Source organism: Acinetobacter sp. ANC_7588, from assembly GCF_056783995.1.
On the sequence record NZ_JBWYIU010000011.1, the window covers coordinates 26,025 to 50,410 of the forward strand.

At 38.6% G+C, this 24,386-nt stretch carries 21 protein-coding genes and 1 tRNA gene; 15 read left to right on the top strand and 7 right to left on the bottom strand.

Annotated elements, in window-relative coordinates; translation table 11 throughout:
• Positions 1-5 precede the first annotated feature (5 nt).
• On the top strand, positions 6-1,082 hold the full coding sequence (locus AC1M9J_RS11055; protein WP_180028226.1) for a nitrilase-related carbon-nitrogen hydrolase: 1,077 nt from the start codon (positions 6-8) through the stop codon (positions 1,080-1,082).
• 13 nt (positions 1,083-1,095) lie between these two features.
• Here AC1M9J_RS11055 and AC1M9J_RS11060 read toward each other — a convergent pair whose 3' ends face one another.
• The 3 genes from AC1M9J_RS11060 to cysS all read right to left on the bottom strand — a co-directional run bounded on the left by AC1M9J_RS11060 (position 1,096) and on the right by cysS (position 3,574).
• On the bottom strand, positions 1,096-1,788 hold the full coding sequence (locus AC1M9J_RS11060; protein ID WP_481952312.1) for a cupin domain-containing protein: 693 nt from the start codon (positions 1,786-1,788) through the stop codon (positions 1,096-1,098).
• A 224-nt stretch (positions 1,789-2,012) separates the two neighbouring features.
• Positions 2,013-2,088, bottom strand: a tRNA-Gly gene (locus tag AC1M9J_RS11065).
• A gap of 64 nt (positions 2,089-2,152) precedes the next feature.
• Positions 2,153-3,574 (bottom strand): cysteine--tRNA ligase, encoded by a 1,422-nt coding sequence (cysS, locus tag AC1M9J_RS11070; protein WP_481952313.1) that lies wholly within the window; start codon positions 3,572-3,574, stop codon positions 2,153-2,155.
• A 222-nt stretch (positions 3,575-3,796) separates the two neighbouring features.
• Here cysS and AC1M9J_RS11075 point away from each other — a divergent pair, with 222 nt between their 5' ends.
• The 11 genes from AC1M9J_RS11075 to AC1M9J_RS11125 all read left to right on the top strand — a co-directional run bounded on the left by AC1M9J_RS11075 (position 3,797) and on the right by AC1M9J_RS11125 (position 15,615).
• Entirely contained in the window at positions 3,797-4,762 is a 966-nt protein-coding gene (locus AC1M9J_RS11075) for a KpsF/GutQ family sugar-phosphate isomerase (RefSeq protein ID WP_481596412.1), read from the top strand.
• 3 nt (positions 4,763-4,765) lie between these two features.
• Positions 4,766-5,305, top strand: coding sequence for a KdsC family phosphatase (locus tag AC1M9J_RS11080; protein WP_481587672.1), 540 nt, complete (start codon positions 4,766-4,768; stop codon positions 5,303-5,305).
• A gap of 39 nt (positions 5,306-5,344) precedes the next feature.
• Positions 5,345-5,890: an LPS export ABC transporter periplasmic protein LptC gene (lptC, locus tag AC1M9J_RS11085; protein WP_180028221.1), complete on the top strand. Its 546-nt coding sequence runs from the start codon at positions 5,345-5,347 to the stop codon at positions 5,888-5,890.
• A 25-nt stretch (positions 5,891-5,915) separates the two neighbouring features.
• Positions 5,916-6,446 carry a lipopolysaccharide transport periplasmic protein LptA gene (lptA, locus tag AC1M9J_RS11090; protein ID WP_373683313.1) on the top strand — a complete coding sequence of 177 codons (531 nt, stop codon included), beginning with the start codon at positions 5,916-5,918 and terminating at the stop codon, positions 6,444-6,446.
• Positions 6,446-7,192 carry an LPS export ABC transporter ATP-binding protein gene (lptB, locus tag AC1M9J_RS11095; protein ID WP_481589320.1) on the top strand — a complete coding sequence of 249 codons (747 nt, stop codon included), beginning with the start codon at positions 6,446-6,448 and terminating at the stop codon, positions 7,190-7,192. The genes lptA and lptB overlap by 1 nt, the downstream gene beginning before the upstream one ends.
• 1,425 nt (positions 7,193-8,617) lie before the next feature.
• Positions 8,618-10,024 carry a TolC family outer membrane protein gene (locus AC1M9J_RS11100; protein ID WP_481952346.1) on the top strand — a complete coding sequence of 469 codons (1,407 nt, stop codon included), beginning with the start codon at positions 8,618-8,620 and terminating at the stop codon, positions 10,022-10,024.
• Positions 10,021-12,156: a type I secretion system permease/ATPase gene (locus AC1M9J_RS11105; RefSeq protein WP_092767723.1), complete on the top strand. Its 2,136-nt coding sequence runs from the start codon at positions 10,021-10,023 to the stop codon at positions 12,154-12,156. Before AC1M9J_RS11100 ends, AC1M9J_RS11105 begins: the two co-directional genes overlap by 4 nt.
• On the top strand, positions 12,153-13,340 hold the full coding sequence (locus tag AC1M9J_RS11110; protein ID WP_035266373.1) for an HlyD family type I secretion periplasmic adaptor subunit: 1,188 nt from the start codon (positions 12,153-12,155) through the stop codon (positions 13,338-13,340). Before AC1M9J_RS11105 ends, AC1M9J_RS11110 begins: the two co-directional genes overlap by 4 nt.
• Before the next feature lie 109 nt (positions 13,341-13,449).
• Entirely contained in the window at positions 13,450-14,052 is a 603-nt protein-coding gene (locus AC1M9J_RS11115) for an IMPACT family protein (RefSeq protein ID WP_481614198.1), read from the top strand.
• A complete protein-coding gene (locus AC1M9J_RS11120) occupies positions 14,039-14,656 on the top strand; it encodes a DapH/DapD/GlmU-related protein (protein WP_092767727.1) in 618 nt (205 codons plus the stop codon). The genes AC1M9J_RS11115 and AC1M9J_RS11120 overlap by 14 nt, the downstream gene beginning before the upstream one ends.
• 110 nt (positions 14,657-14,766) lie before the next feature.
• Positions 14,767-15,615 (top strand): universal stress protein, encoded by an 849-nt coding sequence (locus AC1M9J_RS11125; protein ID WP_481952314.1) that lies wholly within the window; start codon positions 14,767-14,769, stop codon positions 15,613-15,615.
• Positions 15,616-15,894: 279 nt separating this feature from the next.
• On the opposite strand, the gene AC1M9J_RS11130 is transcribed toward AC1M9J_RS11125, so the two are convergent.
• The 4 genes from AC1M9J_RS11130 to mutS all read right to left on the bottom strand — a co-directional run bounded on the left by AC1M9J_RS11130 (position 15,895) and on the right by mutS (position 20,759).
• Positions 15,895-16,560: an O-methyltransferase gene (locus AC1M9J_RS11130; protein ID WP_035266381.1), complete on the bottom strand. Its 666-nt coding sequence runs from the start codon at positions 16,558-16,560 to the stop codon at positions 15,895-15,897.
• 136 nt (positions 16,561-16,696) lie between these two features.
• Positions 16,697-17,416 carry a D-Ala-D-Ala carboxypeptidase family metallohydrolase gene (locus AC1M9J_RS11135; RefSeq protein WP_035266384.1) on the bottom strand — a complete coding sequence of 240 codons (720 nt, stop codon included), beginning with the start codon at positions 17,414-17,416 and terminating at the stop codon, positions 16,697-16,699.
• A 131-nt stretch (positions 17,417-17,547) separates the two neighbouring features.
• A complete protein-coding gene (fdxA, locus tag AC1M9J_RS11140) occupies positions 17,548-17,871 on the bottom strand; it encodes a ferredoxin FdxA (protein WP_035266386.1) in 324 nt (107 codons plus the stop codon).
• A gap of 236 nt (positions 17,872-18,107) precedes the next feature.
• A complete protein-coding gene (mutS, locus tag AC1M9J_RS11145; RefSeq protein ID WP_481952315.1) occupies positions 18,108-20,759 on the bottom strand; it encodes a DNA mismatch repair protein MutS in 2,652 nt (883 codons plus the stop codon).
• A 298-nt stretch (positions 20,760-21,057) separates the two neighbouring features.
• Here mutS and AC1M9J_RS11150 point away from each other — a divergent pair, with 298 nt between their 5' ends.
• The 3 genes from AC1M9J_RS11150 to AC1M9J_RS11160 are packed head-to-tail and all read left to right on the top strand — an operon-like array spanning position 21,058 to position 24,375.
• Complete coding sequence (locus tag AC1M9J_RS11150) at positions 21,058-22,308, top strand: dienelactone hydrolase family protein (RefSeq protein ID WP_481952316.1); 1,251 nt, start codon at positions 21,058-21,060, stop codon at positions 22,306-22,308.
• A 21-nt stretch (positions 22,309-22,329) separates the two neighbouring features.
• The gene (locus AC1M9J_RS11155) at positions 22,330-23,115 is read left to right on the top strand and encodes an SDR family oxidoreductase (RefSeq protein ID WP_481952317.1); all 786 of its coding nucleotides are present in this window, start codon (positions 22,330-22,332) and stop codon (positions 23,113-23,115) included.
• A 21-nt stretch (positions 23,116-23,136) separates the two neighbouring features.
• On the top strand, positions 23,137-24,375 hold the full coding sequence (locus tag AC1M9J_RS11160; RefSeq protein WP_481952318.1) for a styrene monooxygenase/indole monooxygenase family protein: 1,239 nt from the start codon (positions 23,137-23,139) through the stop codon (positions 24,373-24,375).
• Positions 24,376-24,386 lie beyond the last annotated feature (11 nt).

The window sequence follows — 24,386 nt, forward strand, 5'->3', positions numbered from 1 at the left end:
ATAAAATGATCAAACCTTATGGTGTAGTAGGATTAGTTCCAACAATATGGGGCACAAGTTGTAGAGCAGATATTATGAAAAATATCTCTCATTTAGAGGAACTTACATCCGGTGCATTATGGTTGAGTTCTTTAGATATTCCAGTAAGACTGTTGGTTCTCCCAGAGGGGGCATTACAGGGCTTCAACGATGAAGCACTCGATGTTGATATTCAAGAATTCTTGGATGATGGTGCGATCGATATACCAGGCCCTGAAACAGATCGTTTAGGTGAGTTAGCTAAAAAACATAATGTTTTTATCATGGCGCAAGCCAAAGCTAAAAATGAGGATTGGCCAGGCATTATGTTTAATGTCGGATTTATTATAAATCCTCAAGGCGAAATTATTTTAAAACACCACAAAATGTCTGCTTTATTGCCATGCGAGCGTTCAGCATCACCTCATGATTTGTATGATGAGTGGGTAAAAAAATATGGTGAAGAGCTTCAATCATTTTGGCCAGTAGTTGATACGGAAATTGGTCGATTGGGCATCATGATGGCAATGGAAGGTAATTTTCCAGAAAATGGTCGAGGCCTAGCGATGAATGGTGCTGAAGTCGTCTATCGTGCATCTTTACCAGCTTCATTTACTGAAAATGATGTATTTGAAATCTCCAATCGTGCTCGTGCTTTAGAAAATAATATGTACGTAGTAGCACCTAATATTGGGGGGATGTATCTTGATGAAAATACATTAGCACCAATCGATTGTGGTGGTGGTCTTTCTATGATTGTGGACCATAAAGGTAAAATAGTGGGTAAACAGCATGATACCAATGGATCTACCTATGTGACTGGTGTAGTTGATATTGAGGCACTTCGTTATCATCGTACACACGCTCAGGTGACCAATTGGATGAAAGATATACGTGCAGAATGCGCACAATTAATTTATAAAAATAATATATATCCTAAAAATTTGTATTTGCAGCAAAAACAGGGACATCACGACGAATATAAAGCGGAAGTGATTGATAAGCAAATTCAGAAGCTTATTGATATGGGTGTCTGGAAAAAAAGCGCATATGATGAATCTTAATCAATGCACTAGCTTAAAAACCCAATAATGTATTGGGTTTTTTTGGGTATATATTTTTTAAATGATCTTTTTTTACATAAATCAAAGCGCCAGAAGCACCTGCTTTGAATTCAATACGATGTTGAGTCGGAAACCTCATCCACGAACCAGCTGAATAATTTCGTTCATTCATCACCAATTCACCTTCGATAATGAAAATTTCAATACCGTTATGATGTGTTGATTCTAAAACCTGTTGGCTTTCGAGTTTTTCGAGAAAGGTGTCTTCATACTCAGATTGAAATAGTTGGCAAATCTTTCTGTTGTTAAAATAGGTCCAGTTTCGCTCGTCACGAGTATCAATTCGGGTAGCTAATTTTTCTTCTTCAGACATTTGCATGAGTTTCACCAAGATCAGACATCCATCTAAGCTCGAGACAATATGTTTAGAAAGGTGAGGATTTCGCATATACCATCCAGATGGATAGTGCTGATGATCATCTTCAGTAAAAGTCCCTTTTAACACTAGAACTTCTTCACCGAAGGGGTGTTGATGCTCTGGGAACTGAGAATTTGAAGGGAACTCAACTAGGCTGGTTGCTCTTGCTTGTTCTAAGCCAACACGATCAAACATCATTCGTTTAACTTCGCCTCTTGGGGATTGAACCCATTGATACTCCTCTGGAGTAATCATTACAGGTTGAGAGAAGTCAGCATTTAATCTCATGCTTTTAGCCTAAAAATGCATTAAAGTGATTAATTTTATCAAAAAAAGCGTGAATTTAAGATGAAAACCTGTTCAAGTTCGAGAGTGATTGGGTGTGGAACAACTTTGACTTTGGTCGGCTAGCGTCTTTTTTCTCTTTCGAATAATTTAATCTAGGTCGACTTTATTTGAGAATTTAAGTCAATAAAAAAGCCTCAATCTTTCGATTGAGGCTTTTAAAATTTTGGAGCGGGAAACGAGACTCGAACTCGCGACCCCAACCTTGGCAAGGTTGTGCTCTACCAACTGAGCTATTCCCGCAATATGGTGTGAATTATAGTGATTTTGCACACCCTGTCAACACTTCCAAAACTTAATTGATGAATTAATCAGCACGTCGCCATAAAGTTCCTTGACGCGTATCTTCAAGTACAATGCCTTGATCAAGAAGATTTTGGCGAATCTCATCTGCACGCGCAAAGTTTTTCTCTTTCTTGGCATCTTTGCGTTGTTGAATGAGATTTTCAATTTCATCATTACTCAAAGATAAGCTTTCTTGACCAATATCTGATTTTAGGAATTCATCAACATTATGTTGAACAAGACCTAAGATATTGGTCAGATGGCGCAAGGTGGCATAATATATGGCCGCCTGTTCAGCAAGTTCGTCTTTTACGGCACGATTTAATTCTTTATTGATTTCAAAAAGTACGGCAATCGCTTCTGATGTGTTGAAATCATCCCGCATTGCTGCATTAAACTTTTCAACGAGTGCTTCATCGTATTGCGAATTAATTTCGGCACCATATATCTGTTGATATGCTTTAAATGAATGATAAAAACGACTTAATGTGTTTTTAGCTTCTTTAAGCGCAGTATCAGAAAAATTCACAGGACTACGATAGTGTGATGAAACGATAAAGTAACGAATAACTTCAGGATGGAATTTTTCCATGACATCGCGAATCGTGAAAAAATTGCCTAAAGATTTAGACATTTTTTCACCATCGACATTGATAAAGCCTACGTGCATCCAATAGTTTACATATTGTTCGCCAGTTGCAGCTTCACTTTGTGCGATTTCATTTTCGTGATGGGGGAAGGTTAAGTCAGACCCACCACCATGAATATCAAAATGATTACCAAGGCAACATGTAGACATTGCTGAACATTCAATATGCCAACCTGGACGACCATTCCCCCAAGGAGATTTCCAAGAAGGTTCATTTTCTTTTGCATGCTTCCATAGCACAAAATCGAAAGGATGTTTCTTTTCAACTTCAACATCGACTCGTTCGGAAGCACCTGCTTGCATGTCTTCGAGTTTACGACCAGATAGACGCCCGTATTTTTTAAATTTTTCAACTTCGAAGTACACATCACCGTTTGACGCAGGATATGCAGTGCCATTATTGACCAAAGTACCAATCATATTTTGCATTTGATCGATGTACTCTGTCGCACGAGGTGCTTCATCAGGTGCCAAGCATCCTAAATTAGCAGCATCTTCATTCATTGCCTGAATAAAGCGATCAGTGAGTGCTGTAATGCTTTCACCATTTTCATTTGCACGTGCAATGATTTTGTCATCAATGTCAGTAATATTGCGAATATATTTAACTTTCCAACCTTGGCTACGAAGAAAACGAATAATATAGTCAAATGCAACCATAACCCGAGCATGACCGATATGACAGTAGTCGTAAACTGTCATCCCACAGACATACATATCAATATGTCCTTCTTTGCGTGGTACAAACTCAACTTTTTTTCGTTGCTCTGAGTTATATAGAACAAATGGTTGCATAGGTCTTCAAAAAGCTAAAAAAATGGTGGTTCATCTTAACCTAAGGCTTATCTTTCACAAAGTTTTATGCGTAAAAAATCTATGCAAATGAAATTTATACATTTAAGAAAAAGATACTTGCATGCTTATGTTAATATATGAAGAATAATTTAATGATTGAAATTGTGGCTGAATCCAGCCTCAAGGTGCCCAGATTTGAATTCTGAAAATACTACATATTTAATTGATTTTCAAAAGGTTGCAAAAGAAACCTTAGAGATTGAGCGTCAAGCTTTATCGGTACTATCCAGTCAGATTGATGATCGTTTTTCCCAAGCATGTCAAATTATCCTACAGTGTCAAGGTCGTTTAGTGGTCACTGGTATGGGGAAATCTGGTCATATCGGTCGAAAAATGGCTGCAACATTTGCATCAACAGGAACTCCGTCTTTCTTTATGCATCCAGGTGAAGCTGGTCATGGTGATCTCGGGATGTTAGTTCGTGGAGATGTGCTGATCGCGATTTCGAACTCTGGTAAAAGTGATGAAATCATGATGTTAATGCCACTCATCAAACATTTGGGTGTGCCATTGATAACAATTTCAGGTGATGACCGTGGACCAATGCCACAGAACGCTGATGTTGCGCTTACACTTGGTCATATTCAAGAGGCATGCCCATTAGGTTTGGCACCAACTTCAAGCACGACAGCGACTTTAGCTTTAGGTGATGCTTTGGCTGTTGCTTTACTTGAAGCGCGTGGATTTACTGCAAATGATTTTGCCATGTCGCATCCAGCTGGTGCACTCGGTAAGCGATTACTGTTGCATGTTAAACATCTGATGCACGTGGGTGACTCTCTACCAAAAGTTTCACCAGATACACCAATGAATAAAGTTTTATACGAAATATCAAACAAACGTCTCGGATTAACCACAATTGTGGATGAAAATGATGTTTTGTTAGGTATATTTACGGATGGTGACTTGCGACGTCTCATTGATAAGCAACAAGGTTTTGATGTTAATCTTGCTGTATCAAAGGTTATGATTGAAAATCCTCTAACCATTTCACAAGAAGCAAGAGCGGTTGAAGCGCTAGAGCAAATGAATGCTAAAAAAATCAATCAATTTGTAGTAGTCAATGATGCCAAACAAGTGATTGGTGTGATTAGCATGCACGATTTAATTCAAGCTGGGGTAAATTAATTCATGGCATCTTATGTATTGTTAGAACAAGCACGACATATCGAAGCGTTGGTTTTGGATGTGGATGGTATTCTAAGTGATGGTTTTGTAACGTTGACGAACTCAGGTGATGAAATTAAGTCATTTGATATTCGTGATGGACTTGGGATGAAACTTGTTCAGCAAGCTGGAATTAAAGTTGTCATTATTACCGGTCGTCAAAGCAATATTGTGGCAAAGCGTATGAATGATCTAGGTGTAGACTTAGTTTATCAGGGGCGTGAAGACAAAGGGACTGCCTTACAGCAAGCTTGTACGCAACTGGGTTTAAAACCAGAAGATTGCTTGTATATGGGGGATGATTGGCCAGATTTATCAGCTTTTGCGATTGCGGGAATGAAAGTAACAGTGCCAAATGGTCATGTTGAAGTTCGTCGTCGTGCAGACCTTGTAACCCAAGCTTATGGTGGTCGTGGCGCTGTGCGTGAAATTTGTGACATGTTATTGTTGTCAAAAGGGGTTTACCATGAACTTCTTGAAAAATATTTGGCTGTAACGCATTAATACGCAGTTGATATGAACGCTGAATATAGTTGATGATTTATGGATACTAAAGTTTTATACATTACTGCTGTTATTGTCGCTGCTATAAGTGGTGGCTATTATTATTACAGCGGTAAAGGGAAAAAATTAGAGGGTTCATCCGCTCAATCGATGACATATTCAGCAAAGAATATTAATCTTTTGCAAACTGATGAAAAAGGCATGCTTTATGTTAAGGCTACAGTGGATGAGCTGAACCAAGATATGAAACAGAAAACATCAAGCTTGCAGAATTTAAATGCCAGCATGTTTACTAATAATGTAGAAGACGCTACGTTTTATGCTAAACAAGCACATGGTTTCAATGACAATGAGAAGATTGTGTTATCTGGAGATGTTGTTGCAACCAAGCAAGGAGAAATGGGCAAAATGGTTTTTCGAACCGATGCGCTTACAGGATATCCAAAAACAAGAAAGCTTGAAACATCTGAGCAAGTTACTGTACAAACACCAAATGCAGATTTTGTCAGCCAAGGCTTAGAAGCAGATTTGAATGAAGGTCAGTACGATTTTAAAAATATTCGAGGAAAGTATGCACCAAACTAAACCTTCTTATTTATCAGGTTCAAAAATGCTTAAAGCAATAGCAATGGTGGCACTCAGTTCTATTTCTGTTATGGCATTTGCATTGCCAAGTGATCGTAATCAACCCATCATGCTTTTAGCTGATCGTGCGACCTATAATGACAAAACAGGTATAACGACCTATGTGGGGAATGTTTCTGTTGAACAAGGTACTTTCAAGTTAAATGCAGCCTCTATAGTTGCTAATCTCAATGCCAATCGCCAAATTAGCTCAGTAAATGCGTCAGGTTCCCCTGCAAAATTCCAACAGCAATTAGAGTCTAAACGTGGCATTGCACGTGGTGAAGCCTCTAAAATTGTATATAACGCTGATACAGGCATTATTACTTTGTCGGGTAATGCATACTTGTATCAAGATGGCGCAAGTATTCGTGGGAACACTTTGCGTTACAGTATGAATAAGGGTGATATCGAAGTTGTAGGCGGTGGCAGTAGTGGCACAGGCAGTTCGAAAGGTCGTGTACAAATTATCATTCCACCTTCTGCCTCAAAATCATTCTCTGGAGTACGTGATTAATGAGTGTCAATGAATCACAAATCCAAACATTAAAAATTAAACATCTTGCCAAAGTTTATAGTAAACGCTGGGTGGTGAAAGATGTTTCATTTAGCATGCAAAGTGGTCAAATTGTGGGTTTGCTTGGACCGAACGGGGCGGGAAAAACGACAAGCTTTTACATGGTAGTCGGACTGGTTCGAATGGATAAAGGTGAAATTCATTTAGATAATCTTGATCTTTCGGACCTTGCAATGCATGAGCGTGCTCGTCATGGAATTGGTTATTTGCCACAAGAGGCTTCAATTTTTCGTAAATTGAGTATTTCAGATAATATTATGGCGATTCTTGAAACGCGGAAGGATCTTAATAAGCAACAACGTAAAGAGAGACTTCAAGAGTTATTAGAAGACTTTAAAATTACACATATTAAAGATTCTTTGGGGATGAGTGTGTCAGGGGGGGAACGTCGCCGTGCTGAAATCGCTCGAGCATTAGCCGCCGATCCTAAGTTTATGCTCCTTGATGAGCCTTTTGCTGGGGTAGATCCAATTTCTGTAGGTGATATCAAAGATATCATTCGCAATTTAAAAGAACGTGGTATCGGTGTGCTCATTACAGACCATAACGTTCGCGAAACGCTCGCGATTTGTGAGCATGCTTATATTGTCAGCGAAGGATCTGTCATTGCGGAAGGAACACCAGATCAAGTACTTATGGATGAAACTGTCCGTAAAGTTTATTTAGGTGATGATTTCACAGTTTAAAAAAATAGTGTGATATCTATAAAATAATGTTGTTTTATAGATATTTAGACTGTAAATTAACTCAAACAAATCGTAAGTTTACAATTGACGCAGAAATAATATAAAAATCATTGTAGAATACGATTGATTTTATGTGACGTAGTTCACACTTTTTAATAGAGATTACAAGTGGCTAAACATCAATTAAGTCAGAAGGATATGGGGTATATCACGCTGTTTGCGATCAGTTTATGTACGACACAAGTACATGCTGAAGATGCAATCGCTCCTCTAGCAATTGACGATACCCAACGTGCACTATCAGCAGAATTACAAAAACCAAAAATCAACTTTAGTTTGGAAAAAAAGACTGTTGAAGATATACCTGAACAGCTTGAAAAGCCACGTTTTAAATTATTCCAATCGAAATCCAAAATCTCGAAAGAGCAAGTGAAAGAACAGGTTCTTGTTCCTAAAGTTATTGAACAAGTTCCTGATTTAGACGACATAGTCGAAAATGAAATTGCTCAAGTTAACACTATACCTTTATCTAATTCGCAGTCTCAGAATGAGTCGAAGGAAAAGACTCAAAAGAAATCTTTCTTTGCATTTGTTAAGCGTGAAAAAGCGGCATCTGAACCAAAAATATTGCTGCCAAAGGTAAAGCAGGTTATTGAAGAGGCTTCAGCGCCAAATGTTCTAAAACCTACTATTTCATCTACTGTACAACCCGCTACTAAAGACACTCGTCAGGTTTTAAAACCGCTTAAACCAAAGATCCAAAATCAACTAACAGAATCTTTAATTGACGCGCAACACGCAAAATTACTAGAAAATGAAACATCGGTTTCAGAAGACAAAACAGAAAAACCAAAAAGTAAACTCTTTACATTTATTGGGAATATAGGCAAAGATAAAACTAAGTTGGATGAGGGTCATCACCAAGCTACTGGCAATGTTTCAAATACAAAAGTTTTGACACCGACTTTACAAAAATCGCTGAGTGAATCTTCATTGAAAGTGTCTAGTACACCAAAACCGAAGATTGTTAATGATCAACAAATTAACAGCCAAAACAACTTGCTACAAGCTCCACCTTCAACTGTAGCGAAAGTTGAACATCGTCAAAGTCTTGTATCTAAAGCCAAAGCTTTTTGGCCTTTTAAATCAGGTTCTCATAATAAGTTAGAAACACAGAATGTAATTGAGCGTCCAAACTTGATCGTTCAGCAACCGACTAGTGCTTTGGCTGTAAATAAACCTACAATTGTTTATTCAAAACCAATAGAGCAGAAAGCGAAAATATCTGAACAATCGCAGTCGATTAAGCCAGTTGTAAATATTAAGCCTAAAGCTGATCAAGTCGTCTCTGAACTAAAATACAATACGGTGAATGCTGAACCGCAAGCAAAGAAAAAATTCAGCTTAACTGCATTAAAATCAAATATGGATCAGTTTTTTAAACCTAAAGCTGATGATGACTTTAGACAAGTTAAGTTAAATGAACTGAGTGATTTTAGCTTTGATCCTAAACATGTCGAACAATTGCCTGTGATCACGACACAAGCTTCGCCAAGTGCTCCAGTATCTATGATGCCACTTGTGAATGGGACGGCTGATAAACAAACGTTAAGCTTATACGATGCGATTAAGATCGCAGTAGCGAGACATCCTGAAGTGACACAAAGTGTTTCTTCACTCGCATCACAAAATGCATTTATTGATGTTGCTAAAGCAGGTTATTACCCACAGTTGAGTGCAGGTGTTTCAACTGGAGATATGACTTCAGGAGAAAGAGGGCGTCAATTATTTAATGTCAATGCGACGCAACTACTTTTTGACTTTGGTAAACAAAAATCACTAGTTAGTACAGAAGAAGCCAAGTTGCAGTTTAGCCAAGCTCAAGTTCTTGTCACAATTGACCAAATTGCTCTTGAAGTGGCTTCTGCCATCGTGAATATTAAGCGATATGAAGAAATTACACGTATTGCACGTGAGCAAATTGCTGGTATATCACGAATCCGAGAAATTGCTAATTTACGTGCAGAGGCAGGTATCAGCAGTCAGGCCGATCCAATTCAAGCGCAATCATATTATGAATCTGCACAATCAAATTTAATTCTGCAAGAAACACAGCTCAATGTATTTAAACAACGTCTTAGAACTTTGATGGGAACAGATATATCAAAATATAACTGGGAAATACCTGAGAGTTTAATTAAGGCTTCAGATATTTATTCAGAGCCAAAGTTTAACGAAATTCCGAAAATGATGGCTGCCAAAGCAGAAGTTGATGTTGCAGAATTGGAAAAAAAACAAACTCAATTGAGTCGTTATCCTACGTTAAATGTTAAAGGTACATTGAGTCAAGCAGTCAACGGACGTAATCCGAATAACAATCAAGACGATGGAACAGATAGTTCTATTATGCTTGAAGCAAATAGTACTTTCTTCCAAGGTGGTGCAATTAGTTCACGCAGTCGTGCGGCATCGTTTGCAGAAGAAGCTGCTAAAGCAAAAGTAAATGCAGTTTATTTAGAAACAATTGATGAAATTCGTCGTGCTCAAGAACAAGTTGAAAATAAACAGCGACAAATGAAAGTATTAATTGATCAACAAGCGACATCAGTCAGAACAAAAGAGTTATATCAAGAACAATATAAACTTGGCACTCGTACAGCTGTTGATCTTTTAAATGCTGAGCAAGCGATTCACCGTTCAAATTCAGATATTGAAACGGCACGTTATGATATTTATGAAAACTTAGTTCAATATATTGCCGCTTCTGGTAAGAGCCGCGATGTATATCAACTTAATAATTTGACCATTCAAGGGGTAGAATTGAAACCATGAATACAAGAATAAATTATCAACCATGGTTACAAGGTGTCCTGACGGTTGCACGTCATTATCGAATTGAAACCTCTGCTGAACGTATTCGCTTAGAACTAAACTGGAATCAGAACCAGTCAGTCGATGACATCTTGGCAATTATGACACGCCAAGTAGGTTTACATGTCCGTAAAGTGGATTTTAGCCCCGATATTTTAAATCCGTGGCGTTTACCGGTATTGGTCGGATTTAAAGATGGGCAAGTTGGCGTCATTGATCGTGCAGATGCACAAGGTAATGCAAGTGTTCAACTGAGCGGTGATGAAGGGTTAGCACAGACATTTTCAGTAGATACATTGTTAGATGTCATCGACTCAGTCTATATTTTAAGACCAGAAACCTCAGTGCCTGATGCGCGTATTGACGAATACATTAAACCATATGAAAAAAACTGGTTTTGGGAAATTGTATTACGCGATTGGAAACGCTATATCGATATTATGTTTGCATCATTGCTTGCAAACGTATTAGCACTCGCGACAATCGTATTCTCGATGAATGTGTATGACCGCGTTATTCCAGCTCAATCTATTCCAACCTTGTGGGTACTGGCAGGTGGTGTATTACTTGCTGCAATCTTTGAATTCGCATTGAAATACTCACGATTAATTCTTTCAGATATGATTGGTAAGCGTGCGGATTTAAGAGTCTCGGATCGGGTCTTTGGTCATGCTTTACGTATTAAAAATAGTGAACGCTCTAAATCCACGGGAACGTTTATTTCACAAATTCGTGAATTAGAAGGTGTGCGTGAGCTTGTAACATCTACAACAATTACCGCCTTTGCTGATTTACCATTCTTCTTCCTGTTTCTTGGTATTTTTTGGCTTATTGGTGGCAATCTTTTCTGGGTAATTTTGGTGGTTGTACCGCTGATGATTATTCCAGGGCTTTTGGCGCAAAAAAAATTAGCGCAATTGGCTAAAGAGGGTATGCGTGAGTCATCAATACGAAATGCGATTCTCGTTGAAGCCGTTCAAGGTATTGAAGATATTAAACTGCTACGTGCAGAGTCTCGCTTTCAAAATCAGTGGAATCACATGAATGATGTTTCAGCTTCTATCAGCATGAAACAACGTAAAATTGTAGGCGTATTGAATCTTTGGACTCAAAAATTACAGGGGTTGACTTTTGCAATTGTGGTGTTGGTGGGTTGTTTTGCGGTAATGGATGGAGAAATGACCACCGGTGCGTTGGTGGCATGTTCGATTCTATCATCACGTATGTTAGCGCCAATTGCACAGGTTACAGGTGTTCTTGGTCGTTATCAGCAAGCTAAAACAGCGAAAGAAAGTCTTGATGAATTAATGAGTAAACAGGTTGACCATCCTGAGCGTTCACAATTGATTCAGCGATCAGTACTCGATGGTCATTATGAATTAAATGGTGTGGTCTTTAAATACGGCGAAGAAGATCCTAAACCAAGTATCGTTATTCCTAAACTTGAAATTAAACCAGGTGAAAAAATTGCGATTCTTGGGCGTAACGGTGCAGGTAAATCGACCATTCTTCAATTACTTTCAGGTATGCAAACTGCAGTTCAAGGTAAGGTTCAATTAGATAATATTGATATTACCTTGTTAGATCCATCGGACGTTCGTCGTGACGTAGGTTTGTTGAATCAAAATGCGCACCTATTCTTTGGTACAGTCAGAGAAAACTTAACGTTAGGTGCACCATTAGCTACAGATGATGATTTATTAAAAGCACTTGCAGTAACCGGTGCACTCAACTTCATTCAAGAAAAGAAGGAGGGACTAGATCATATTATTTTAGAAGGTGGTGTAGGCTTCTCAGGTGGACAACGTCAGGCACTTTTATTGTCAAGACTCCTCATTTGTCAGCCAAATATTCTGTTGTTAGATGAGCCTACAGCTGCGATTGATGATGTATCTGAAAAACAATTAATTGATCATATGAAGAACTGGCTTGGACATCGCACATTGGTTGTGGCAACCCACCGCCGTGCAGTATTAGAGTTAGTGGATCGTATTATTGTGGTGAATGATGGTCGTATCGTTATGGATGGCCCACGTGATCAAATTTTAAATAATTCTGGCCAGCAACAAGCAAATTCAGGGGCTAAATCATGAGCGAAGAATTAAAACAACAACGTTCATTAAAAGTGTCTCAGTTAGAGCCACCATTACCGAAGGTCAGTATTACGATTTGGATTATTGGTCTGGGTTTGCTTGCACTCATTATTTGGGCAGCTATTTTCAAACTTGAAGAAGTTTCTAATGGTACAGGTAAAGTGGTTCCAACTTCTAAGGAACAAGTGATTCAATCTTTAGAGGGCGGGATTCTAACCAAACTTGAAGTTAAAGAAGGTGATATTGTTGAAAAAGGGCAAACCCTTGCTCAACTTGATCCGACAAGATTTGCTTCAAATGTGGGTGAATCAGAATCATTACTACTATCATCTCAAGCAACAGCTGCGCGTTTACGTGCGGAAGTGAATGGTGGTCCACTGGTATTTCCAGAATCAGTTCAAAAAATTCCAAAATTGGTTGCTGAAGAAACTCAGCTTTATCGTTCTAGACGTGCCAATATGGAAGAATCTATTGCTGGCTTAACGCAAGCACTTACGTTAGTTCAGCAAGAATTGAGAATGACAGAACCGCTTGTTGCCAAAGGTGCTGCGAGTGAAGTTGAAGTTTTACGTTTAAAACGTCAAGCAAATGAATTGACCAACCAAATTAACGATATTCGTAACCAGTACTATGTGCAGGCACGCGAAGAGTTATCTAAGGCGAGCACTGATGTCGAAACTCAACAACAAGTGATCAAAGGTAAATCTGATAGTCTGAATCGTACAATCTTTAAAGCACCAGTCCGCGGTGTGGTAAAAGAAATTGATGTGATGACTTTGGGTGGTGTTATTCCTCAGAATGGTAAGTTGATGACCATTGTCCCTTTAGATGAACAACTTTTAATTGAGGCGCGAATTTCACCGCGTGATATTGCATTTATTCATCCTGGACAGGAAGCTTTAGTTAAAATCACTGCTTACGATTATTCAATCTACGGTGGCTTGAAAGGAGAGGTAACAGTTATTTCTCCTGATACGTTACGTGATGAAGTTAAACAAGATCAATTCTATTATCGTGTGTATATTCGTACTGATTCAGACAAGCTTTATAACAAAGCTGGGCAAGCTTTCCCAATCACGCCGGGTATGGTATCAACGGTTGATATTAAGACAGGTCAAAAAACGATTCTTGAATACCTGTTGAAACCATTCAATAAGGCGAAAGAAGCGTTACGCGAACGATAATCTCTATTTTTTCAGTCTGTTTAAAACCCAATCAATGATGTTTTGATTGGGTTTTTTAATATGATTGAATCACGCATAATGTATTTGAGTTCAACCTTTGTAATTTACCATGCCATTTACTCTTGCTCAGATTTATATCTATGAAGAAGATATTAAGAAAAGCCGTTTTCAGGCGATCACCGCACCTGTGGAAAATGAACAGGATGTAAAAGAGTTTTTAAACCAGTATTTTGATGCCTCGACGACCCATCAATGCTGGGCATGGAAAATTGGGCATCAAGTCCGTTTTAATGATGATGGAGAACCTTCAGGAACAGCTGGAAGACCCATACTTGCAACGATTGAAGGGAATGAGCTCACTAATATTATTGTATTGGTAAACCGCTGGTATGGTGGTATCAAACTCGGAACTGGAGGCTTGGTACGAGCATACGGAGGTGTAGCAGGGCAATGCTTATTACAGGTCGAAAAAATTGAACTCATCGAAAAGAAAACTGTAAATTTTAAATGCCAATTTAATGAGTGGTCGATTTTTCAATACGAGCTAAATCAACAAAAAATTGAATATATTGAAGAATATGTTGACTCTGGAGTATTGATTACTGCACGTATGCAAATTCATGAAATTGAGCCGTTTAAACTGAAAATCCAAGATGTTACTCGTGGACGTGAACAATTGAATATAGAGGATGTCGAACGTGACGGAACATGATCCTTTACTCAAGTATCGAGAACAACATAAACATCGTTTGAATTACATGCCTTGGTTATATTGGTCACTCAAGGCAAAGCATCGTGAATGGGCTGAAGCTTGGCAAAAAGATTATCAAGCCTATTTAATGGACATGGAGACTGTTGAAATTGGAGAAAATTGTTTCATTTCCCCTTTAGCCCATATTTTTGCTGAGCGTGGTCGGAAGATCATTATTGGAGATAATACTTTTATTGCCGCGGATTGTACCTTGCATGGTCCTTTAGAAATTGGGTCTGAAGTCGCCGTTAATCATCATTGTATTTTAGATGGTGGACGCGTTGGGATTAAGATTCATGACCAAGTACGGATCGCAGCTTATTGTCATCTTTATGCATTTGACCATGGCATGAGTTTAGATCAACCTATTTACCAGCAAGCAGTACGCTCAAAAGGCATTGAGATTCATCGTGATGTTTGGTTAGGGGCGCATGTGGGCATTAAAGATGGCGTGACCATACATGAACAGGTGATTGTAGGTATGAATAGTATGGTTACTAAGGATATTCAGGCAAGAGAAGTTGTTGCAGGGAATCCAGCTCAATTTATACGAATGCGTGAATAATTCGTAACGCGAAAGATTGGATTAAATTACATAAACCATGTTCATTTGCCCGAAAGCTATGATAGTTTAAAGAAAAGAACAATCAGACATCATGTCAAAGTGAGGCAATCATGAACCGTGTAATTGCGTGTATTGATTCATCCCCATGTATTCATGCCTTAGCTGAAGCAGCAGCCTGGATTGCGGATCGAACTAAACGTGAGTTAGTCCTTTTACAGGTTTTAGATTACTATCCTGCAAGTTATCATCTGGGTGAAATTAGTGGTGTGATTGGATTTGAAAGTAATGCGATGCTCTTAAAAGAACTCGCAGAATTAGAACAAAAACAAAGTGAATTAGCTTTAGATTATAGTAATAATCTTCTTTCACATATTTCAGAAGTGATTGAAGAAAAATATGGTATTACGCCGATAAAAATTCAAGAAAAAGGCGATTTCCTCGAACAGAGTTTCAATGTTTTAAATGAAAATGAAAATGATATTGCGATTATTGGTCGAGTAGGTGAGCGCTCCGCGGAAAAACACAAAAGCTTAGGGAGTAATGTAGAGAATTTTATTCGTGGTGCTCGTTGTACGGTTTTAACTGTTGGTGAAACCTTTAAGCCACCAACACGTTTTATTTTCGCCTATGAAGATTCTCAGACTTGTAAAGAAATGATGCATCGTGTTGCTAAAAGTGATTTATTAAGAACACTTCAGTGTCATTTGCTTTATGTGGGTGATCATCCCGAAATTCTTGATATCCCAGCTCAGTATTTACGTGAAGCTGGATTGGATGTGGTTGTTGAATACCGTTTTGGAGATGTCGCTGAGAATATTTTAGATTATCAGCAACAACATCAAATTCAATTAATTGTGCTAGGTGCTTATAGTCGCAGTAAAGTAAAACAATTTTTCTTGGGCAGTATTACGACCAATATATTTAGAAATTCAGTCGTTCCATTGTTGGTTGCTAAATGATCAATCAATTTTGATTAATTTTACTTGATAAATATTGGTTCAACTTTACTGGTAGAAGGTGGATAAATTTTTAGAACAGTAGGGTTTTATGGTTTGATTATTTTATAATCTTTTGATTAAAGCTTATGAAAATCAGGTGTTTGCCATAATATTTTATTTTTATCCACAGGAATACAAACAGGAATCGGGGATAACTTTTTCAGGGCTTTAGTGCAAAAAAAAGGAGTATTCAAATTGATGAATACTCCTTTAAGTGATACTAATGACTAGTATTAAGATTTATTTGACAATCGCCAGTGCAAAACCATCATGTCCTTTACTGCCGACGGTTTGTAATGCTGTACTCGACAATAGTCGAGGATGATTCTGCATAAGGCGGTACATTTCACGAATACCTTCGATGCTTGGTTTGACATTTTTTTCATCCAAAATATCACCAGCGCGAATCACATTATCTAAAAAAATAATGGTACCTGAGCGTGAAAATTTAAGTGATAGTTCTAAATACTCTGGGTAACTTTGTTTATCAGCATCAATAAATATAAAGTCAAATGGCTCAAAATTTTCAGGTAAAGATTTGAGAATATCCGCAGCGCGACCAACTTTTAATTCAACCGTTTGCTTTAATTTCGCATTGTCGATATTTTCTTGACCGAGTGCTGCATGTGTATCACGACCCTCGATCGTGAGAATATATCCATCCTCAGGAAGAGCTCTTGCTAGCCACATGGTGCTATAAGCCGCAAAGGTTCCAAGCTCTAACACACGCTTACACTGATTCATTTGAATCAACATTTGTAATAACATGCCTTGGTTAGCAGCAACTGCTAGATGGTCAGGAAAACCCTTATCAGCTGTATTTTGTAGAGTCTGAGTTAAAATTGGATCTTCTGGCATCAGATGAGATTCAATATAAGCATCAATATCTGACCATTGTTGTTGCATAACTGAGTACCTGTAGGGAGTTCAGTGCATTGTAATCGTTTCGAGTGAATGTGCAAATTTCTGATGCTTTGATGCTGAAAAATCAGTCAAAAAAAAAGAGGTCAAAGACCTCTTAATTAAATGTGATCATCTAAAATTAGTAATGGCATAAAGATGTATTTCGAGTCAGATCGGGTCCCCAAGTTCGGTAACCTTGAGTATCAATATGTATTTGACCAGTCGCATACAAACCTAAGCCCATATTTAAGCTTTGACCATAATTTTGCCAAAATTGGCACAATTTAAATTTAGAATTTTCGATGAATGCATAATCTTCAGCCTGAGGAAATTCAGGACCGATTCTGAAATCAATGGCTGAGTTATACAAGTGTCGAGACGAACCTGCGCCACCAGCACACTGATTTAATGGAAGGTCACGATATACAGATGTAACCTCAAAATCAGTTAAAATCCTTGCTGCAACGAGATATTTAAATACTTTCAGTGTTGGTAACTGATTCGACCATAGCTCACGGTTTGGAACCATATATTCAGATTTACCACATTTCTGCCAAGCACGTGCTGATTTAAATAATTCAAAACTTGGGATAATATTGCCAACATTATTACGTTCTAAGTATTGTTCATATTCTCGTGCTTGAGCTTGGTTATTACCTTGCATCAGCCAAACACGATAAGAATTCGGCATGACTTTTGGTCGCGCTGGACGTTCATAGGTTATTTTTTCTTGTGGAATATATATGCGTTGACCATCATTGGTGACGATAGTTCGTCCTTTTTGAGGGGAGGACGTACATCCAATCAATATCAACGATATTGCACTGATTGAGCACAAGCCCTTCAAAATTAATTTCATTATAAATAAATTTTACTAAAGCAAATAAGTTTCTATTTTATGCTAATTGATTATCAAGAATGCGTATAAATTGCAAATAAATGTACCAATTGGGTATAAAAAAGATCAGCCGAAGCTGATCTCTCATTGGATTATTTTTCTAAATATTGCAATTTATTTGGTTTGCCATTCCATTCTTCACGGTCAGCTGGTTGATCACCAATCTGCGTAATGTTAGGCCATTTTTCTGCAAGTTCAGCATTGAGTTCGATAAAGACTTCTTGACCTTCAGGTAGTTCATCTTCCGAGAAAATGGCATTTGCAGGGCATTCAGGCTCACATAACGCGCAGTCAATACACTCATCTGGATTAATGACTAGAAAGTTTGGACCTTCATAGAAACAGTCAACTGGGCAAACTTCTACGCAGTCTTGATACTTACATTTAATACAATTTTCAGTGACAACAAAGGTCATGGCGTCAGCTACCTAAAAAATATGGTTCTAATAACGAATGCTGTATTTTAGGCAAATTGAACGAAACTAACAATTCCTTTTCTTGATATTTAATATAGGGGATGCTACTAAATCAATAATATTTATGATGAGATCGTACTAATTTGCAAATTCTCAGGCATTCTGCCTCTGATTTCAAAAATCATGAATAAAAAAAAGCCAGCAGTTGACTGGCTTATTGATTGAGTGTGCTTGAACTAAGATTTTTGGAGTAATTGTTTGAGTTGGTAGAGTTGGTCTAAAGCCTGTCTTGGACTTAAGTCATCTACAATAATTTCTGAAAGGAGTTGTTCAACTTGAGAAGGTTGATGAATTTCAACCACATTTTCAACTTCAATAATTTTTTCTACAGGTTCACTATTTGAAAATAAATCTTGAGAGAACAGATCTTTTTGCACAGGTTGAGTTTGCAGTTGGAGTTTCTCCAGTTTTTTAAGTTTAGCTTGAGCCTCTTTAATCACGTTTTGAGGAATACCTGCTAGTTTAGCGACCTGTAAACCATGACTTTGACTTGCAGGACCTTTTTGAACCTTATGCAATAAGATGAGATGACCATTCACTTCTTGCGCAGTGACATGATAATTATAAATACACGGATCCATGCCTAATTCTGTTAATTCAAAATAGTGCGTTGCAAAAAGACATAAACATTTAATGCGATGCGTCAAATCAAGAACACAAGCCCAAGCTAATGACAAACCATCATAAGTGCTTGTGCCACGACCTACTTCGTCCATCAATACCAAAGATTGTTGAGTGGCATGATGTAAAATTTGAGAAGTTTCCGTCATTTCCACCATAAATGTAGATTTGCCAGAAGAAAGATCGTCTGCTGAACCGATACGCGTAAAGATCCGATCAATAGGTCCCAATTTGGCAGATTTCGCTGGAACGAAACTACCGCAATATGCTAAGAGCGTAATTAACGCCGTCTGACGCATGAATGTGGATTTACCACCCATATTGGGGCCTGTGATAATCGACATACGATGCTGTACATCTAGATAAGTATCATTTGGGGTGTAAGGCGTTTTAATCAGTGATTCAACAACGGGATGGCGTCCTGCTTGAATGTGTATTCCAATTTCAGGGCTAAATTCCGGACGATTCCAATTATATAATCTTGATAGATGTGCGAAGTTTGTAAGAACATCCAGTTGAGCAATAGCGCTCGCCATCATTTGAAGATTGGCGATATCTTGACGTAATTCATCCAATAACATTTCAAACAAAAGTTTTTCACGAGCCAATGCACGTGATTCGCTTGAAAGCACTTTATCTTCGAAAGACTTCAATTCAGGGGTGATATAACGTTCAGCATTTTTTAATGTTTGACGACGAATATAATGTGCAGGAGCTTGTTCTGCTTGCGCTCTGGTTAATTCAATATAGTAGCCACTCACTCGGTTATAACCGATTTTTAGTGTGTTTATACCTGTTGTTTCTCTTTCTTTGATTTCTAAATCAATTAAAAATTGTCCTGCATGATCACGTATTTGACGAAGTTCATCCAATTCATGATCAAAACCATTTGCAATGACATTACCATCTCTGAGTAGAACAGGTGGGTTTTCCACAATGGCTGACATGAGGCGATGATGTAAACCATTAAAGTCACCCAATTCCTCATTCAATTGATTGATTAAAGCGGATTGCGGTGTTGAGGTCATCGGTGCTAATGCATGGCGTAAATACGGAATCTGAGCACAGGCTTGACGTAGTTGCACTAAATCACGTGGTCGCGCACTTCCTAATGCCACACGGCTGAGTACGCGTTCGATATCACTGATTTCTTTTAATACCAGACGAATCGGAGATTCATGATAGCCAGAGAGTATTGTTTGTATCGCATCTAAACGCTGATCTAACAACGCAGTATCACGAATCGGTTGCATTAAGGTTCGACTAAGTAGTCGGCTACCCATAGCCGTTTGACATTGGTTGGTCAAATCAAATAATGAAGTGCCATGCTCAAACAAAGGATCAATGATCTCTAGATTTCGTCGCGTCACAGGATCAAGAGCGATAAAATCGGAGCTTTGTTCAAGTCGAATTGAACGAATATGTGGCAAAGCTGTTTTCTGGGTATCTTTAGCATAATGAATTAAAGCTGCCGCGGCTGCTTTCGCTAACTCAAGATGTTCAATTCCAAAGCCAGATAAAGTACTTACGGCAAATTGATCACATAAAGTTTTTTGCGCATTATTCAGATTGAAGTCTACATTTGGGCGTTTTGTAACGGGACAATCAAGAATTTGCTTAATCTGTTCAACCACTTCTGGATACTTGAAATCTTCATCAATCAAAACTTCACTTGGCATAAGACGCGCAAGTTCCAGAGGAAGTTGTTCAGCTTGAAAATTTTGTTGTTGGACTTTAAAAATACCTGCACTGAGATCTAATAGGGCGATACCAATTTCATCAGATTTAATACAGATGGATACTAAATTTGAACTCTGATGGGCATTCAGCAATGCATCGTCTGTCAATGTACCCGGTGTAATAATTCTGACTACACCACGTTCGACAGGTCCTTTACCAGTGACTTCCCCAAGTTGTTCACAAATAACAACGGTTTCACCTTTTTTAACTAAACGCGCTAAGTATCCTTCTGCTGCATGATACGGAACTCCAGCCATGGGTATCGGTTGTCCATTCGCTTTACCGCGGTGGGTTAACGTAATCCCTAAAATTTTGGCGGCTTTATGCGCATCGTCAAAAAATAACTCGTAGAAATCACCCATACGATAGAACATTAACGAATGCGGGTGCTGTAATTTCACCGTCATGTATTGCTGCATCATTGGCGTCAATGTTGAAAGATCGATATTGGATTGATCTAAAGTCATCTTTGAAAAAAACCTGTAGTTAAATTTTGAAACGAAGAAGTACTGCTCAAGCTTAGCATGAGAAAAAATGCGTAAATCGATTATAAGATCTATTTTTAGCAAAAGATAAATGAGTCGAACCAATATTATAACCAACGACTCAATTTCGTTCATTGAATAATTAAATTCGATATCCATTTATGCAAATTCTTTGTGTAAAGAATCAGCAGTCTCAGGATAGTCTCCGCATTTTTTGGACAGTTTGTTATCGCATTTCATTTCATGATCAGATCATATTCGATGTCTTAGGGAAGAAAAAATGACAGGTCAAACGATTGAGATAACTACCAAATCAGGGAATCGCTATTCAGGGTATTTGGCAGTCCCAGAAGCGAAGAAAGGTCCAGGGATTGTATTGTGTCATGAAATATTTGGTATCAATGCAGCGATGCGAGCAAAAGCTGACTTTCTCGCAGAGGAAGGCTATACCGTTTTAGTTCCTGATCTATTTTGGCGTACTGCACCAAACATTGAGTTAGGTTATACACCTGAGGATTTTGAAAAAGCTTTTCAACTTTATCAACAATATGGTGAAGATCAGGGTGTAAATGATATTCGTGAAAGTTTAGATTTTTTAACGACTTTAGATGCGTGTGACACGACTTCGGGTCAGTCAGTGGTGGGATATTGTCTTGGTGGAAAACTTGCATATTTGGCGGCATGCCGTATTGATAACTTAGCGTGTTCGGTTGCTTACTACGGTGTAGGCATTGAAAAAGCGCTCGATGAACTCTCGAATGTGAAGGGTAAGCTTGTGTTACACATGGCTGAACTTGATCAATTCTGTCCAGCTGAAGCGCGAAATCAAATCACTGAAGCATGCGCACAATTTAAACACATTCATGCCTATGTTTATGAAGGTGTTGATCACGCATTTGCACGACCGAACAGCGATCATTATCACAAACCATCGGCGCGATTCGCCCATGAACGTACCGTAACAGCATTACATGAAACGGTTGGCCCTCACTATGACTTAGTTGCATTGTGGGAAGAGCATATCAGACATGAGTTCGACACGCGCGATGTACCAGCAACCATGGCAACGATGGTCGCTCAACCATATGTGAATCACATTCCAACATTGACAGGTGGTGTGGGATATAGCCAGTTAGCGCGATTCTATCGATATCATTTTGTACATCAAAACCCTCAAGATATGAAAATCACCTCAATTTCTAGAACTGTGGGATCTACTCAGGTTGTGGATGAATTCATCATGAGTTTCACTCACGACACTGAAATTGATTGGTTATTACCAGGTGTAAAACCGACTGGAAAATATGTCGAAATTCCAATGTTGGGGGTCATTCAGTTTAGAGGTCCAAAACTTTGTCACGAACATATTTATTGGGATCAAGCTTCTGTACTTGTCCAAATCGGATTACTTAATCCAGAAGGATTGCCTGTTGCAGGTGTAGAAACAGCGAAAAAACTTTTAGATGAAGATATTCCTTCAAATGGCTTGATGCCAAGTTGGGAGTCGAGTGCTGGTAAGCCAATCGAATAATCAAAATATATGGGGCAAAAAATGGAATTAAATATTAAAGATAAAGTTGCCATTGTCAGTGGAGGATCAACGTTGATTGGACAGGCTGTGGTTCAAAGTCTCGTGAATTTAGGGGCTAAAGTTGCCATTTTAGACATTGATGACTACGGAAAAACCATAGCTGCGCAACATCCTTATGAAGTGATGTTTATACAAACTGATCTAACTTCAGACATCGCAATTCATGAAGCGGTGAAAAGCATTAGAAATCATCTAGGTGAAGTCAGTTATTTAGTGAACTTGGCATGTACCTATCTTGATGATGGTTTCAAATCACCACGATCAGATTGGTTAAAAGCATTAGATATCAATTTGGTGTCTATTGTTGAGCTAACGCGTGCCGTATATGAAGATTTGCAAAAAAATAAAGGGTCAGTGGTGAATTTCACCTCGATTTCAGCGCAATGTGCTCAAACGGGACGTTGGTTATATCCAGTGTCTAAAGCGGCAATTTTACAACTGACCAAATCGATGGCAATGGATTTTGCGCCAGATGGTATCCGTGTCAACTCAGTTTCACCAGGTTGGACTTGGTCGAGAGTGATTTCTGAAGTGAGTGGACAAAATCGTGCGAAAGCTGATGCTGTAGCAAGTGATTATCATCTCTTGGGGCGTTTGGGTAATCCGGCAGAAGTGGCAAATGTAGTGACCTTTTTATTGTCGGATGCTGCAAGTTTTGTGACTGGCGCAGATTATGCGGTAGATGGTGGGTATTCAGTCATGGGGCCTGAAACGAATCAACCCGCAATACCACGTTTAGCAGAATAAATTAAATATTGGAGAATAAAGATGAGAAAAATTGCAATTGTTGGTGCAGGTCAGTCAGGACTTCAACTTGGATTAGGACTGCTTGATAAGGGATATGACATCACGATTTTGTCGAATAAAACTCCTGATGAGATTCGTCAAGGTAAAGTCATGTCTAGTCAATGTATGTTCCATACTGCGTTACAGACAGAGCGTGATTTAGGATTAAATTTTTGGGAAGAGCATTGTCCAGCGGTAGAAGGTATTAGTTTTGCTTTGGTTGATCCAGCAAGTGGTGAAAGAGCATTTAAATGGAGTGCGCGATTAGAGCGTTATGCTCAATCTGTTGATCAACGTGTCAAGATGCCTTATTGGCTTGAAGAGTTTCAGCGCCGTGGAGGCAAGTTTGTTCTCCAAGACGTTGGTCTAAACGAATTAGAACATTTGGCTGACGAGTATGAATTAGTGCTCTTGGCTGCGGGTAAAGGTGAAGTGGTTAAAGAGTTTGTACGTGACGCAGAACGAAGTACTTTTGACAAACCTCAGCGTGCATTGGCTTTGACTTATGTGAATGGAATGAAGCCAATTTCGCCATACTCGAGAGTGAGCTTTAATATTATTCCTGGGGTGGGTGAGTATTTTTGTTTTCCTGCGCTTACAGTAAATGGTCCATGTGACATTATGGTTTTTGAAGGGATTCCTAATGGTCCTATGGATTGCTGGGCTGAAGTTAAAACACCAGAAGAACATTTAAATAAAAGCTTAGAAATTCTGAAACAACATTTGCCGTGGGAATATGAGCGTTGTAAAGACGTAACGCTGACAGATAATGGCGGATATTTAGCAGGACGTTTCCCACCAACGGTACGTAAACCTGTCATGACATTGGCTTCTGGTAAAAAAATATTTGGTATGGCAGATGCATTGGTGGTGAATGATCCAATCACAGGTCAAGGATCAAATAATGCAGCTAAGTGTAGCAAGGTTTATTTCGATGCGATCTTAGCACACGGTAATCAAGCGTTTACTGAAGATTGGATGGAGTCAACGTTTGAGAAATATTGGTCATATGCTGAAAAAGTCGTGAGCTGGACAAATAGTTTATTGGTTCCACCTCAACCTCATGTTGTTGAGCTACTAGGTGCAGCCTCTCAGAATCACAATTTAGCTTCTCAGATCGTTAATAATTTTGATGATCCACGTAACTTTTCACCGTGGTGGTTTGACGAAAACGCAGCGAAAGAATTATTAGAAACAGATCAAGTTTCTCAAGTGGCTTGATGGAACTGAGG

What these genes read in the sequence shown, in the direction of transcription:
- AC1M9J_RS11055 (WP_180028226.1), top strand. Translation starts at nt 6, where the DNA reads ATGATCAAACCTTATGGTGTAGTAGGATTAGTTCCAACAATATGGGGC.
- AC1M9J_RS11060 (WP_481952312.1), bottom strand. Translation starts at nt 1,788, where the DNA reads ATGAGATTAAATGCTGACTTCTCTCAACCTGTAATGATTACTCCAGAG.
- cysS (WP_481952313.1), bottom strand. Translation starts at nt 3,574, where the DNA reads ATGCAACCATTTGTTCTATATAACTCAGAGCAACGAAAAAAAGTTGAG.
- AC1M9J_RS11080 (WP_481587672.1), top strand. Translation starts at nt 4,766, where the DNA reads ATGGCATCTTATGTATTGTTAGAACAAGCACGACATATCGAAGCGTTG.
- lptC (WP_180028221.1), top strand. Translation starts at nt 5,345, where the DNA reads ATGGATACTAAAGTTTTATACATTACTGCTGTTATTGTCGCTGCTATA.
- lptA (WP_373683313.1), top strand. Translation starts at nt 5,916, where the DNA reads ATGCTTAAAGCAATAGCAATGGTGGCACTCAGTTCTATTTCTGTTATG.
- lptB (WP_481589320.1), top strand. Translation starts at nt 6,446, where the DNA reads ATGAGTGTCAATGAATCACAAATCCAAACATTAAAAATTAAACATCTT.
- AC1M9J_RS11100 (WP_481952346.1), top strand. Translation starts at nt 8,618, where the DNA reads ATGGATCAGTTTTTTAAACCTAAAGCTGATGATGACTTTAGACAAGTT.
- AC1M9J_RS11105 (WP_092767723.1), top strand. Translation starts at nt 10,021, where the DNA reads ATGAATACAAGAATAAATTATCAACCATGGTTACAAGGTGTCCTGACG.
- AC1M9J_RS11110 (WP_035266373.1), top strand. Translation starts at nt 12,153, where the DNA reads ATGAGCGAAGAATTAAAACAACAACGTTCATTAAAAGTGTCTCAGTTA.
- AC1M9J_RS11115 (WP_481614198.1), top strand. Translation starts at nt 13,450, where the DNA reads ATGCCATTTACTCTTGCTCAGATTTATATCTATGAAGAAGATATTAAG.
- AC1M9J_RS11125 (WP_481952314.1), top strand. Translation starts at nt 14,767, where the DNA reads ATGAACCGTGTAATTGCGTGTATTGATTCATCCCCATGTATTCATGCC.
- AC1M9J_RS11130 (WP_035266381.1), bottom strand. Translation starts at nt 16,560, where the DNA reads ATGCAACAACAATGGTCAGATATTGATGCTTATATTGAATCTCATCTG.
- AC1M9J_RS11135 (WP_035266384.1), bottom strand. Translation starts at nt 17,416, where the DNA reads ATGAAATTAATTTTGAAGGGCTTGTGCTCAATCAGTGCAATATCGTTG.
- fdxA (WP_035266386.1), bottom strand. Translation starts at nt 17,871, where the DNA reads ATGACCTTTGTTGTCACTGAAAATTGTATTAAATGTAAGTATCAAGAC.
- mutS (WP_481952315.1), bottom strand. Translation starts at nt 20,759, where the DNA reads ATGACTTTAGATCAATCCAATATCGATCTTTCAACATTGACGCCAATG.
- AC1M9J_RS11150 (WP_481952316.1), top strand. Translation starts at nt 21,058, where the DNA reads ATGACAGGTCAAACGATTGAGATAACTACCAAATCAGGGAATCGCTAT.
- AC1M9J_RS11155 (WP_481952317.1), top strand. Translation starts at nt 22,330, where the DNA reads ATGGAATTAAATATTAAAGATAAAGTTGCCATTGTCAGTGGAGGATCA.
- AC1M9J_RS11160 (WP_481952318.1), top strand. Translation starts at nt 23,137, where the DNA reads ATGAGAAAAATTGCAATTGTTGGTGCAGGTCAGTCAGGACTTCAACTT.